The 13,115-nt window shown below is 67.8% G+C and carries 13 protein-coding genes; 8 read left to right on the plus strand and 5 right to left on the minus strand.

From position 1 onward, the window contains the following. Window positions 1–16 precede the first annotated feature (16 nt). Complete coding sequence (locus V6M63_RS17405; RefSeq protein WP_332743931.1) at window positions 17–433, plus strand: META domain-containing protein; 417 nt, start codon at window positions 17–19, stop codon at window positions 431–433. 19 nt (window positions 434–452) lie between these two features. Here V6M63_RS17405 and lolD read toward each other — a convergent pair whose 3' ends face one another. Together lolD and V6M63_RS17415 are read right to left on the minus strand one after the other, a co-directional pair. Continuing rightward, a complete protein-coding gene (gene lolD, locus V6M63_RS17410; protein ID WP_332743933.1) occupies window positions 453–1,118 on the minus strand; it encodes a lipoprotein-releasing ABC transporter ATP-binding protein LolD in 666 nt (221 codons plus the stop codon). Window positions 1,119–1,191: 73 nt separating this feature from the next. Beyond that, window positions 1,192–2,448 (minus strand): lipoprotein-releasing ABC transporter permease subunit, encoded by a 1,257-nt coding sequence (locus V6M63_RS17415; protein ID WP_332743935.1) that lies wholly within the window; start codon window positions 2,446–2,448, stop codon window positions 1,192–1,194. Window positions 2,449–2,490: 42 nt separating this feature from the next. On the opposite strand from V6M63_RS17415, the gene V6M63_RS17420 reads away from it, so the two are divergent. Then, window positions 2,491–3,486 (plus strand): phosphoglycerate mutase, encoded by a 996-nt coding sequence (locus V6M63_RS17420; protein WP_332743937.1) that lies wholly within the window; start codon window positions 2,491–2,493, stop codon window positions 3,484–3,486. Then, the gene (recJ, locus tag V6M63_RS17425) at window positions 3,483–5,219 is read left to right on the plus strand and encodes a single-stranded-DNA-specific exonuclease RecJ (RefSeq protein ID WP_332743939.1); all 1,737 of its coding nucleotides are present in this window, start codon (window positions 3,483–3,485) and stop codon (window positions 5,217–5,219) included. Before V6M63_RS17420 ends, recJ begins: the two co-directional genes overlap by 4 nt. Window positions 5,220–5,342: 123 nt before the next feature. Here the strand turns inward: recJ and V6M63_RS17430 are convergent, their stop codons facing one another. Both V6M63_RS17430 and V6M63_RS17435 read right to left on the minus strand, forming a co-directional pair. Further along, window positions 5,343–6,077, minus strand: coding sequence for a LytR/AlgR family response regulator transcription factor (locus V6M63_RS17430; RefSeq protein WP_056269634.1), 735 nt, complete (start codon window positions 6,075–6,077; stop codon window positions 5,343–5,345). Between the two features lie 35 nt (window positions 6,078–6,112). Continuing rightward, the gene (locus V6M63_RS17435) at window positions 6,113–7,174 is read right to left on the minus strand and encodes a sensor histidine kinase (protein ID WP_332743942.1); all 1,062 of its coding nucleotides are present in this window, start codon (window positions 7,172–7,174) and stop codon (window positions 6,113–6,115) included. Between the two features lie 172 nt (window positions 7,175–7,346). Between V6M63_RS17435 and argH the strand changes: the two genes are divergently transcribed. After that, window positions 7,347–8,798, plus strand: coding sequence for an argininosuccinate lyase (gene argH, locus V6M63_RS17440; RefSeq protein WP_332743944.1), 1,452 nt, complete (start codon window positions 7,347–7,349; stop codon window positions 8,796–8,798). A gap of 1 nt (window position 8,799) precedes the next feature. On the opposite strand, the gene V6M63_RS17445 is transcribed toward argH, so the two are convergent. Then, entirely contained in the window at window positions 8,800–9,129 is a 330-nt protein-coding gene (locus tag V6M63_RS17445) for a hypothetical protein (protein WP_332743946.1), read from the minus strand. 89 nt (window positions 9,130–9,218) lie between these two features. On the opposite strand from V6M63_RS17445, the gene V6M63_RS17450 reads away from it, so the two are divergent. The 4 genes from V6M63_RS17450 (at window position 9,219) to V6M63_RS17465 (ending at window position 13,037) form a co-directional block, all read left to right on the plus strand. Then, on the plus strand, window positions 9,219–9,710 hold the full coding sequence (locus V6M63_RS17450; protein WP_332743948.1) for a hemerythrin domain-containing protein: 492 nt from the start codon (window positions 9,219–9,221) through the stop codon (window positions 9,708–9,710). Window positions 9,711–9,715: 5 nt separating this feature from the next. Next, the gene (locus tag V6M63_RS17455; protein ID WP_332743950.1) at window positions 9,716–11,260 is read left to right on the plus strand and encodes a bifunctional aminoglycoside phosphotransferase/ATP-binding protein; all 1,545 of its coding nucleotides are present in this window, start codon (window positions 9,716–9,718) and stop codon (window positions 11,258–11,260) included. 107 nt (window positions 11,261–11,367) lie between these two features. Further along, window positions 11,368–12,528 (plus strand): alpha-hydroxy acid oxidase, encoded by a 1,161-nt coding sequence (locus V6M63_RS17460; protein WP_332743952.1) that lies wholly within the window; start codon window positions 11,368–11,370, stop codon window positions 12,526–12,528. After that, window positions 12,525–13,037: an anti-sigma factor domain-containing protein gene (locus V6M63_RS17465; RefSeq protein WP_332743954.1), complete on the plus strand. Its 513-nt coding sequence runs from the start codon at window positions 12,525–12,527 to the stop codon at window positions 13,035–13,037. Before V6M63_RS17460 ends, V6M63_RS17465 begins: the two co-directional genes overlap by 4 nt. Window positions 13,038–13,115 lie beyond the last annotated feature (78 nt).

Genomic DNA, 13,115 nt, shown 5'->3' on the forward strand with positions numbered 1-13,115 from the left:
CCCGAAAGGACCCACCATGCCCCGCCTCTCCTGGTTTGCCGCTCCCCTGTTGCTGTCGCTCACCGCCTGCGCTCTGCCGGCCCCCCCCGGCGCCGCACCACTGGTGGGCAGCGAATGGCAGCTGGAAGATCTGGGCGGGCGCGGCGTGCTCGACCGGGTGCAAGCCACCCTCGCATTTCCCGAAGCCGGGCGCGTGGCCGGCAGCAGCTCGTGCAACCGCTTCTTCGGTTCGTACACGCTGATGCAGGATCGCATTGCGCTCGGCCAGCTGGGCGGTACGCGCATGGCGTGTGCGCCCGCGGTGGACGAACAGGAAACACGCTACCTCGACGCGCTGCAGAAGGCACAGCGGCTCGAAGTGCGTGGCAGGACGATGCTGATGCACGTGCAGGGGTTGGAGAAACCCCTGCGCTTCACAAGAACGAAGCCCTGAATTCCCGACTCGGTTCGATTCAGGTCAACACGCCGGTCGTCAAGCGCAGCACGCGGCCGCAGCGTGCGGCCAGCGTCTCGTCGTGCGTGACGACGATGAAGGCAGTGCCTTGGTCGCGAGCCAGCTCCAGCATCAGCTGAAACACACCTTCGGCGGTATTGCGGTCCAGGTTGCCGGTGGGCTCGTCGGCCAGCACGCAAGCCGGCTGCGTGACCAGGGCACGCGCAATCGCCACGCGCTGGCGCTCGCCGCCCGAGAGCTCGGCCGGGCGGTGGCCCAGGCGCTCGGCCAGACCCACACGCGCGAGGATCTTCCTGGCCTGTTCGGCGGCCTCGGGGCGCGGCAGACGGCGGATCCACAGCGGCATGGCCACGTTGTCGCGCGCACTGAACTCGGGCAACAGGTGGTGGAACTGGTACACGAAGCCCAGGTGCTGATTGCGCAGTACGCCCTGCTGCGTGGCGCTCAGTCCCGACATGGTCTGCCCCATGAGTTGCACGCTGCCACTGGTGGGTGCGTCCAGCCCGCCCAGCAGGTGCAGCAAGGTGCTCTTGCCAGAGCCCGAGGCCCCGACGATGGCCACGGTCTCGCCCGCGCGCACCGTGAGGTCCACGCCGGTGAGCACGGTGACGTCGAGCCGGCCTTCGTGGAAGCGTTTGGTGAGGCCGGTGGCGCTCAACACCACGTCCGTTCGGGTTGAGCCTGTCGAAACCCTCGTGAGCCCTTCGACAGGTTCAGGGCGGACGGGATTCTGGATTTCACTCATAGCGCAAAGCCTCAGCTGGGTTGACGCGGCTTGCGCGCCAGCTCGGGTAGATCGTGGCCAGGAACGAGAGCACCAGCGAGATCACGGCCACCGGCAGGATGTCGGTCTGCTGTGGGTCGCTGGGCATGCGGCTGATGAGGTAGATGTCCTGCGGCAGGAAGCTCGCGCCGAGCATGCGTTCCAGCGCGGGCACCAGGGTGTCGATGTTGAAGGCGATGCCCAGGCCGAGCAGCAGGCCCGCGCCGGTGCCGATCACGCCCACCATGGCGCCCTGCACCATGAACACCCCCATGATGCTCTGCGGGCTCGCGCCCAGCGTGCGCAGGATGGCGATGTCGGCGCGCTTGTCGGTCACCGTCATCACCAGCGTGGACACGAGGTTGAACGCCGCCACGGCCACGATCAGCGTGAGGATGATGAACATCATGCGTTTTTCGAGTTGCACCGCGGCAAACCAGGTGCGGTTCTGGCGCGTCCAGTCGCGCACCAGCAAGCCGGGGTCGAGGTCGGCGGCGATGGACACGGCCACCTCGCGCGCGGCGTGCAGGTCCCTGATCTTCACGCGCACACCGGTCGGGCCTTCCACGCGAAAAATGCGCGCGGCATCTTCCTGGTGCAGCAGGGCCAATGCCGAGTCGTATTCGTAGTGGCCCGAATCAAACGTGCCCACCACCGTCATCTGGCGGATGCGGGGCACCACGCCGGCCGGAGTCACTTGCCCGCTGGGGGCGATGAGCGTGACGCCGTCGCCGGCGATCACGCCCAGGCTGCGCGCGAGTTCACCGCCCAGGATCACGCCGAATTCACCGGGCACCAGACGCGGCAACACCGTATCCGCCAACTGGGCCGCGAGGTCGGTCACCTTGGGCTCCAGCGCCGGGTCGATGCCGCGCACCAGCGCGCCCTTCATGTCTTCGCCGCGCGCGATGAGTGCCTGCGCGCCCACGAACGGCGCCGCGCCCACCACCTCGGGATGGCGCTCGATCTTCGCCAGCGTGTCGGCCAGGTTGGGAATGGCCTGGCCGCCGGGCTCGAACACCTCGATGTGCGAGAGCACACCGAGCATGCGGTCGCGCACTTCCTTCTGGAAGCCGTTCATGACCGAGAGCACGATGATCAGCGCGGCCACACCCAACGCAATGCCCAGCATGGACACGCCCGAGATGAAGGAGATGAAGCCGTTGCGCCGGGTGGCGCGGCCGGCGCGCGTGTAGCGCCAGCCGAGAATGAGTTCGTAGGGAGTTTGCATGTGAGGTCCAGCGGGCATTGTGGCATCCCCGACAATCGTGTCATGCCCGTTCCCCACATGGCCTCTGAGCCTGCCACGCACCTGCTGGTTCCTTTCGCCAGCGCCAGCGACCCCGCTTGCCGGGCGGTGCTGCCGGACTTGCAACTGCCACACCTCACCGCCTTGCTGGCCGAGCTCCAGCCCGTGCACACCGACAGCGGCTCCGACCACAGCCTGAGCCCACCCCACGAACGCGCCCGGGCCCAGGCCATCGGCCTGGTGCGGGCGGATGGCTCGGCCTACCCCGACGGCCTGCTGCCTTGGGCCGCAGCGGCCAGCGCCGAGCCTGGGCAACCCCAGGCCTGGTTCACGCCCTGCCACTTTCAGGTGGGCATGGAGCAGGTGACGCTGCTGCCCGGCGACCAGTTGGGCCTGACCGACGAGCACGCGCGCCCTCTCTTCGATGCGCTGGCGCCCTACTGCGCCGAGGACGGCATCACGCTGCGCTTTGAGTCCGCCACGCGCTGGCACGCGAGTGGCGAGGTGCTGCGCGGGATCGCCTGCGCCAGCCTGGACCGCGTGGGCGGCCGCTCGGTGGAGGCCTGGATGACCAACAGCTCGGCCAACCCGGCGGGTGGACAGTTGCTCAAGCGGCTGCAGAGCGAAGCGCAAATGCTGTTCTACACACACCCGGCGCACGACGCGCGCGAAGCGCTGCGCCTGCACCCGGTCAACGGCTTCTGGCTCAGTGGCGCGGGCGCCATCGACCACCCGACAAGGCTGCAACCACCACCGGCCATGCCGGATGCGCTGCGCAACGCTGCCCTGCAGGCCGACTGGACACGTTGGAAAGACGCCTGGGCTGCGCTGGACACCAGCGACATCAAAGGCATGTTGGATCGCGCGCGCCGCGGCGAGCCGGTCACACTCACCCTGTGCGGCGAGCGCGCGGCGCAGCGCTTCACGAACGCCCCGCGCGGTGCCGTGGCGCGCGCCGGGCGCCTCATCAAGAACCTGCTGGGCCATGCCCCGGCCTGGAAGACGTTGGAAACCCTATGAAGATCATCACCCGCGACGTACCACCCCGCGCCGCCTGGGCGCTGGAGCAAGGCGGCCTGCACCCGCTGCTGGCGCGCCTGTTCGCCGCGCGCGGCATCACCAGCACGGACGAACTCGACGACGCCCTCGCTCGCCTGCTGCCGCCCAGCTCGATGCTCGGTGCGCAGGACGCCGCGCGCGCCCTGGCCGACGCCATGGCCGCCAACAAGGCCATCTGCATCGTGGCCGACTACGACTGCGATGGCGCCACGGCCTGCGCGGTGGGTCTGCGCGGCCTGCGCCTGCTGGGCGCGCCCATGGGTTTCGACCGGGTCAACTACCTCGTTCCCGACCGCGTGACCGACGGCTACGGTCTAACACCCTCGATTTCCAGACGCGTGAAGGCGCAGGGCGCTGACGTGCTGGTGACGGTGGACAACGGCATCGCCAGCGTGGACGGCGTGCGCGCCGCGCGTGAACTCGGTCTGCAGGTGATCGTCACCGACCACCACCTGCCCGCCATCAAGGACGGCGAGGTGGCGCTGCCGCAGGACTGCATCATCGTGAACCCCAACCAGCCGGGCTGCACCTTCGAGAGCAAGTCGATCGCGGGCGTGGGCGTGATGTTCTATGTGCTGCTGGCGCTGCGTGCGGAGTTGCGCGAGCGCGGTGTGTTCACTGCGCAGGAGCAACCGCGCATTGACGCGCTGCTGCCGCTCGTGGCGCTGGGCACCGTGGCCGACGTGGTCAAGCTCGATGCCAACAACCGCCGTCTCGTGGCCCAGGGTTTGAAGCGGGTGCGCGCGGGTGCCATGCCGCCGGGCATGACGGCCTTGTTCAACGTGGCCACGCGCAAGCCCGACGCCGCCACCGGCTTTGACTTTGGCTTCGCGCTCGGCCCGCGCCTGAACGCCGCCGGGCGCCTCGCCGACATGACGCTGGGCATCGAATGCCTGACCACCGACGACGCGTTGCGCGCGGACGAGTTGGCGCGCACGCTGGACGGCATCAACCGGGAGCGCAAGGCGATCGAGGGGGACATGCGCGACCAGGCGCTGCAGATGGCCGAGGAGATGTTCGACGAATCCGAGGAGCCACCGCCCGCGCTCGTGGTGTTCGATCCCGACTTTCACGAAGGCGTGGTCGGCATCGTGGCCTCGCGCCTGAAGGACAAACTGCACCGACCCACCTTCGTGTTTGCCTCCAGTGGTGCCGAGGGCAAGGAAAACGAGCTCAAGGGCTCGGGCCGATCGATCGCGGGTTTTCATCTGCGCGACGCGCTCGACCTCGTGGCCAAGCGCCACCCGGGTGTGTTGTTGCGCTTTGGCGGCCATGCCATGGCGGCCGGCTGCACCATCGACGAGGAACATCTGGAAACGTTTGAAACCGCACTGCAGCAGGTGGCCCACGAGTGGCTGGACGCGGCCACGCTGCAGCGCCGCATGGAGGCCGACGGCGCACTGGACACGAAGTACCGCCGCGCCGATCTGGTGGACACGCTGCACAAGGAGGTGTGGGGTCAGGGGTTCGCGCCGCCTGTCTTTTGCGAGGAGGTGCAGGTGATCTCGCAGCGGCTGGTGGGTGAAAAGCACCTGGCGCTCAAGCTCAAGCACCAGGGCGAGCCGGTGGACGGCATCTGGTTCGGCCACACCGAGCCCTTGCCGGCACGCGTGAAGATCGCGTTTCGCCTGGATGCGGATGAATGGCAGGGTCAGCGGCGGGTGCGGTTTCTGGTGGAAGCTGCCGAGGTCTGAAACCGACTGCCCCCGCGAACGAGGGGGGAGCTAAGACCAGAACACCGCGGAACCGGCTCCGCCGGGCCGCAGGTGTTGCCCCCTGGGGGGTGACGCCGCAGTCGGCGCGGGGGGAGCCAGGTTTCAGCTCATCAAAGCTTCACGAACCGCCGCCAGTTGACGGCGCGAGACAGCAAGACGCTCCTCTACCCCGTCCAGACGCACCGTCCAGCCCTCGCCCTCGACCGGGTCGTTGTGCTTCTCCACCGCCCGCACCGCGCGGCGCGACACCAGGGCATTGCGGTGCACGCGCACGAACAGGTGCGCGTAGCGCTGCTCCAGATCACTCAGCGCGCCATCAAAGATGTGTTCCTTGTCGGCCGTGCGCACCGTGATGTATTTCAGCTCGGCCTTGAGGTAGATCACGTCGGCCAGCGCCACGCGCTCGCTGCGACCCCGTTCCTGGATGATCAGGCTCTCGGGCAACCCCACATCGGCAGCGGTTTCGGCGCGCAGACGTTGCACCTTCTGCAGGGCCTGCTGCAGACGCTCGCGGCGCACCGGCTTGGTCAGGTAGTCCACCGCTTCCAGGTCAAACGCCTGCACCGCGTGTTCGGCGTAGGCGGTGATGAACACCACCGCCGGTGGCGCCGCCAGCTCGCGCAGGGTCTTGGCCAAGGTCATGCCGTCCACGCCGGGCATGTGGATGTCCAGCATCACCAGATCACATCCGGTGCGCTGGATCAGCTCCATCGCCTGCACGGCGTTGGCCGCCTCGCCCACCACGTCCGCGCGCGGCTCGCTGCATTCGCCCAGCAGAGTGCGCAGCCGTGACCGCGCCAATGCTTCATCGTCAACGATCAGTACCTTCAGTGTCATGTCACGCTCCGTAGCCAGACCCGTTCAATACCCGCTTATACCGGTATTTCAAGGCGAACCTGAAACACCCCATTGACCAATGCGCTCTGGAACCTGCCCTGAACATCGTGCAACAGCGCCAGGCGCTGCCGAACGTTGTCCAGCGCCAGGCCGTTGCCACGCCTCCCGCTGCCCGCCGGCACGGTGTTGGTGACCTTGATCACCACCAGACTCCCGCGCCGCTGGGTGCTGATGCGCACCACCGCGCCCGAGGGGCTGGGCTCCACACCGTGCTTCACCGCATTCTCCACCAGTGGCTGCAGGATGAGGGGTGGCAATTTGGCCTTGGAGGCCGCGTCGTCCACACTCCACTCCACCTTCAACCGGTCGCCAAAGCGCACCTGTTCGATGGCCAGGTAGTGCTCGGCCAGCTCCAGCTCCTGCCACAGGGGAACCGCCTCCTGGGCGTCGGCCAGGGCGTGGCGAAACAGTTCGCTCAGGTCTTCCAGCAGATTTTCGGCCTTGGCGGGTTCCTCGCGCACCAGAGCGATCGCGCTGTTGAGCGTGTTGAACAGGAAATGCGGCCGGATGCGGGCCTGCAGCTCGGCCAGCCGCGCGGCGGTGCCCGCGGGCATGCGGGCCTTGGCGCGCCACACCAGCGCGCCCACCAGCACCGCCGAGACCAGCGCGCCCGAAGCTCCGCTGGCCACCCAGGGCGCCGCGCTGGCCAGCCCCATGAGCACCAGCAAGCCACAGCCGTACAGGCCAGCCAGCACACCCAGTCCGATGCCCGTCACCCATTGGGCCTGGACCTCCATGCGCCCGAGTCTTCGTTTGAGCGCGCACACACACAGCAGCCAGGCCAGCACGGCCGGCAGCGCCGCGCCGGTGAGCACCGCCATCTGGGTGATCCAACCCACCGGGTTGGCCGCGCCAAAGATGGCTGCCACCGCCACGATGGCCTGCACGAACAGCACCGCCCGCAGCACCACGCCCACCTGGCAGGTGTCGAACACACGGTCGCGGGCCCGGATGTGCTCGGGCATCTCCTCCAGCGACTGCGTGCCCAGGGTGCTGGGCAGATCCTGGAAGGTCGATAAAATTCGGGAGTCTTTCATGGGGCGTGCGTCAATGCTCGGGTCGGTCGACGTGGAATTGTGCGTTGATCCGGGCACCGCGCCCTGGAACCACACGGCGCTGCGATCGAAAGATCATTCAAGCCCTCTTGCCTGCCCCTTGTTCTGCGGTCCTCCGCTCCTCTCTTCCCTCCAAAGCCGCTGGCAACACCGTATGTCCACCAACCAACTCGACAAGAAATCCGAAGCCTGGTCCGCCCTATTCTCGGAGCCGATGAGCGAGTTGGTCAAGCGATACACCGCCAGCGTCTTCTTCGACAAACGCCTCTGGCAGGCCGACATCGCCGGCAGCCTCGCGCACGCCGAGATGCTGGCCGCGCAAGGCATCATCGGCGCGGCCGACCTGGCGTCCATCCAGCAGGGCATGGCGCAGATCACGTCCGAGATCGAGGCCGGCAGCTTCGAGTGGAAGCTCGATCTCGAAGACGTGCACCTCAACATCGAGGCCCGCCTGACCCAACTGGTGGGCGACGCCGGCAAACGCCTGCACACCGGCCGCAGTCGCAACGACCAGGTGGCCACCGACGTGCGCCTGTGGCTGCGCAGCGAGATCGACCTCATCATCCCGCTGCTGGGCGAGCTGCAAGTCGCGCTGGTGGAGGTGGCCGAGAAGAACGTGGAAGTGATCATGCCGGGCTTCACCCACCTGCAGGTGGCCCAGCCGGTGAGCTTCGCGCACCACCTGCTGGCCTATGTGGAGATGTTCTCGCGCGATGCCGAGCGCATGGTCGACGTGCGTCGCCGCACCAACCGCCTGCCGCTGGGCAGCGCCGCGCTGGCCGGCACCACCTACCCGCTGGACCGCGAGCGCGTGGCGCGCAACCTGGGCATGGTCGACGAGCGCGGAGAGCCGCAGGTGTGCCAGAACAGCCTGGACGGCGTGAGCGACCGCGACTTCGCGATCGAATTCACCGCCGCCGCTTCGCTGTGCATGGTGCACATCAGCCGGTTCAGTGAAGAGCTGATTCTGTGGATGAGCCAGAACTTCGGCTTCGTGAAGATCGCCGACCGCTTCACCACCGGCTCATCGATCATGCCGCAGAAGAAAAACCCCGACGTGCCCGAACTCGCGCGCGGCAAGACCGGCCGCGTGGTGGGCCACCTCATGGGTCTGATCACGCTCATGAAAGGCCAGCCGCTGGCCTACAACAAGGACAACCAGGAAGACAAGGAGCCGCTGTTCGACACCGTGGACACCTTGAAGGACACGTTGCGCATCTTCGTGGAAATGGTGGGCGGACAGCTGAACCCGGCCACGGGTGCGAAGGAAGGCGGCATCACCGTCAACGCCATCGCCATGGAAGACGCAGCCAAGAAGGGCTACGCCACCGCCACCGATCTCGCTGACTACCTGGTGAAGAAGGGCCTGCCGTTTCGCGATGCACATGAAACCGTCGCCCACGCGGTCAAGGCGGCCGTCACGCACAACTGCGACCTGTCGGAGCTGCCGCTGTCGGTGCTGCAGGGTTTCAACGCGTCGATCGAAAAGGACGTGTACGAGTGCCTGAGCCTGCGTGGCTCGCTGAATGCCCGCAACACGCTGGGCGGCACAGCCCCGGCGCAGGTGCGCGCGCAGATCGCACGCCACCGCGTGCGGCTCGGCTGAGTCAGTTGCAAGGGTCGGGCTGCGGCACCTCGGTGCAGCGCTGAAAGGCCTCCGGCTTGAGACCACCACCCACCACGCGGTACTGGTCAAAACACGCCGCGCTGGCCGCATACCGGTGCCAGCGCGCCTCGCAGGCCGTCGTACCGGGTGGCAGCGGCGCGGTGGCGGATTCCACGCGATCGGCGTAGCGCGCCGGCACATCGGTGATGACGCCGTAGTGCAGACGGCCACCGTCGTCGGTCCAGCGCACCAGCTCCGCGCTCAGCACCGACAGCGGCAGACCGAAAGCGACCACCAGGCTCAAGGTCTTGAGAAGCTTGTTCGGTTTCATGTCCCTCTGACTCGCTCGGAGCGTCAGGGTTCCTGGGGCCTTGATGTGTGTCAAGCCCCGGCCGGCGTGCCGGCGCTAGAGTCGCGCTCATGGAAAACACAGCCCACCCCACCACCACCCTGGAATGGTCGTCCGCCCTGTCGGTGGGCGACGACCGCATGGACCACACCCACGCCGAATTCGTGGAACAGCTCAATCGGCTGCTGACCACCCCCGCCGATCAACAGTTGGCGCCGTACCAGGATTTCCTGGCTCACACGGTGGAGCACTTTGCCCAGGAAGAGCGCTGGATGCTGGCCACCGGCTTCGCGCCCGACAACTGCCACGCCGCCCACCACGCGACCATTCTGGAGACCATGCGGGCCGTGGAGACGCACCACCAGCAGGGCGACCGTGACATCATCACCCGCCTGGCCGAAGCACTGGCCGAATGGTTCCCGCAGCACGCGGCCAGCATGGACGCCGGACTGGCGCTGCATTTGCAATCCGTGGGCTTCGATACGCACACCGAGACCCTGGCCGACCCCGGCCGCGTGCGCCCGGCCAGCATGAGCGGCTGCGGGAGTGTGAGCTGCAGTTGAGCCGCATGGACGCTCCCCTGCCCCGCTTGATCGTTGCCCTGCTGGACCCGGCACGCTACCCGCACACGGCAGCGAAGGTCGAGCTCATGGAAACCCATGGTGCGTGGGTGCTGCTGGCAGGTGTTCATGCCTACAAGATCAAGAAGCCGGTGCGCCTGCCCTTCATGGACTTCGGCACGCTCGACCTGCGCCGCGCGGCCTGCCAGGCCGAGGTGCGGCTCAACCAGCGCTTTGAAACCAGCAACCCGGCCTCGCACCTCTACCTGGGCGCCCTGCCCATCGTCGGCCCGGCCGAGCAGCCCCGCTGGGGCGAACCCGGCCAAGACGAGGAGCGGGCCATCGAATGGGCGGTGCACATGCGCCGCTTCGACGAGGCCCGGCGACTCGACCACCTGTGCGCACGCGGCGCCCTGAAGCCCGAACACCTCACATCGCTGGCCCAGCGCATGGCCTGTTTTCAGGCCGCGGCGGCGGTGGCACCCGCGGACGGAACCTGGGGTCGGGCCGCGGACACCCTGGCTTTCGCGCGCGACAACCTCGGCACCCTGCGCGACGGCTTGAACCACGCCAGCGATGCAGCGCTGGTCGGCCAACTGAGCCAGTGGACCGAATCGAGCTTCACGCAACGGGCCCCGCAGATGGCGCAGCGTCTGGGCGAAGGCCGGGTGCGCGAAGGCCACGGCGACCTGCACCTGGCCAACCTCGTGCTCATCGGCGACGAGGTGGTGCCCTTCGACGGCATCGAGTTCAACGACGCGCTGCGCTGGATCGACGTCGCCAGCGACATGGCCTTTGTCTGGATGGACCTGCTCGACCACGGCCAGCCCGGTCTGGCCAACGGCTTGCTCAGTGACTGGCTGGACGCCGGCGGCGACACCAGCGCGCCCGACGTGCTGCCATTCTTCGCCGTCTACCGCGCGCTGGTGCGCGCCAAGGTGGCGGTGATCCGCAGCGCGCAGGCGGGCGCCGACGTGGCCACCTCGCTGGACGAAGCGCGCGGCTACACCACGCTGGCCCGGCGCATCGCAACACCGCCCGCGCCGCAACTCGTCATCACGCACGGCCTCTCGGGCAGCGGCAAGACCTGGGCCTCCAGCCGCTGGTTGCAAGCCGAGACCACGGGCCGGGCCATCCGCCTGCGCTCCGACGTGGAGCGCAAGCGCCTGCACGGCCTGAGCGCCACGCAGGCCAGCGGTTCGGGCCTGAACACCGGCCTGTACAGCCCGCAGGCGCATGGCGACACCTACACCCACCTGCTGGAGCGTGCGCGGCACCTGCTGCGAGAGGGCTGGTCGGTGCTGGTGGACGCGGCCTTCCTGCGCCGCCACGAGCGCGAGGCCTTCCGCGCGCTGGCGCAGACTGCCGGCTGCCCGTTTCACATCCTGGCGACCGAGGCCCCGCTGGACACGTTGCGCGAGCGCATCACCGCGCGCCAGAGGCGCGGGGGCGATGCGTCCGAGGCCACGGTGGCGGTGCTGGAGCAGCAGTTGGGCTGGCTGGAGCCCCTGAGCGCGGACGAACGCGCACGGTGCCTGCCCGTGGCACCCTGAGCTGTTCACCAAAAATTTCAATTCGCGCTGCCACGCTTTCACAAGCCATTTGTCTGGGGCGCCGCTACCATCGGCGCAACGCCTGCCCCAACAACACTGGAGACCCCATGACCGTCATCACCACCGTGGAAGACCTGCGCGTACTCGCCCAGAAGCGCGTGCCCCGCATGTTCTACGACTACGCCGACAGCGGTTCATGGACCGAAGGCACCTACCGCGCCAACGCCAGTGATTTCCAGAAGATCAAGTTGCGCCAGCGGGTGGCGGTCAACATGGAGAACCGCAGCACCCGCACCACCATGGTCGGCCAGAGCGTGGCCATGCCGGTGGCGATTGCGCCCACCGGCCTCACCGGCATGCAGCACGCCGATGGCGAAATCCTGGCCGCACGCGCCGCGAAAAAGATGGGCATCCCGTTCACGCTCTCCACCATGAGCATCTGCTCCATTGAAGACGTGGCGCAGCACGCCGGCGAAGGTTTCTGGTTCCAGCTGTATGTGATGAAGGACCGCGCCTTCATCGAGCGCCTGATCGACCGGGCCAAGGCGGCCAAGTGCTCGGCACTGGTGCTCACGCTCGATCTGCAGATCCTCGGCCAGCGCCACAAGGACCTGAAGAACGGCCTGTCCGCCCCGCCCAAGCTGACCATCGCCAACATGATCAACATCGCCGGCAAGCCGCGCTGGGCGCTGGGCATGCTGGGCACCAAACGCAAGCAGTTCGGCAACATCGTCGGTCACGTCAGCGGTGTGGCCGACATGAGCAGCCTGAGCGCCTGGACGGCGCAGCAGTTCGACCCGGCGCTCAATTGGGGCGACGTGGAGTGGATCAAGAAGCGCTGGGGCGGCAAGCTGATCCTGAAAGGCATCCAGGACGTGGAAGATGCGAAGCTCTCGGTGGCTTCGGGTGCCGACGCGCTCATCGTGAGCAACCACGGCGGTCGCCAGCTCGACGGGGCGCAGAGCAGCATCGAGGCGCTGCCGGCCATCGTGGACGCGGTGGGTGGCCAGATCGAGGTGCACATGGACGGCGGCGTCCGCAGTGGCCAGGACGTGCTCAAGGCGCGTGCGCTGGGTGCGCGCGGTGTCTACATCGGCCGGCCCATGCTCTACGGCCTGGGCGCGATGGGCGAAGCCGGCGTGAGCAAGTGCCTGGAGATCATCCACCGCGAGCTCGATCTCACCATGGCCTTCTGCGGCCACACCAACATCGAGACGGTGGACAAATCGATCCTGCTGCCCGGCACGTTCCCCACGGCAACACCATGAGCCCCACCGATCCAGCGGCACAGCCCCGCACCTCGAAACTCTGGTTGGCCATCAGCGTTGCGCTGGCGCTGGTGCTGCTGGTGGGCGCGGCCACCATGGCCAGCATGTACGAGCAGCTCAAGGCGCAGATCGTGCACCTGCAGGAGCGCCTGGCGGTCACGCCGCAGGTGCGTTACGTGTCGGTGCTGCTGGATGCGCAGGAGCTACCTGCCCTGCTGGTGACGATGGACCCACAGGCCGGGGTGCTGCAGGTGCAGCGGCTCAACGAAGTGAAGGAAGGGCGCGAGGACAGCATGCAGCTGTGGGCACTCGCCGGTGGCAAACCACCGCGCTCCTTGGGCGTGATCCAGAGCAGGTTCAAGACGCTGCAGCTGCCTGCGAAAGAAGCCGCGCTGGAGGGCGTCACCCAGCTGGCGATCAGCGTCGAAGACAAGGGCGGCGTGCCCGAACTGGTCGGGCCCCGGTTGCCGTACCTGTTTCAGGGTTGGCTGATCCAGAAAGCCATTTGAGGCGAGAAGCAGCGCCCGACCAGAGACACCGAGGAACCGGCTCCGCCGGGCCTCAGGTGTCGCCCCCTTGAGGGGGGT

The organism is Hydrogenophaga sp. (assembly GCF_036675665.1).
GTDB lineage: Bacteria > Pseudomonadota > Gammaproteobacteria > Burkholderiales > Burkholderiaceae_C > Hydrogenophaga.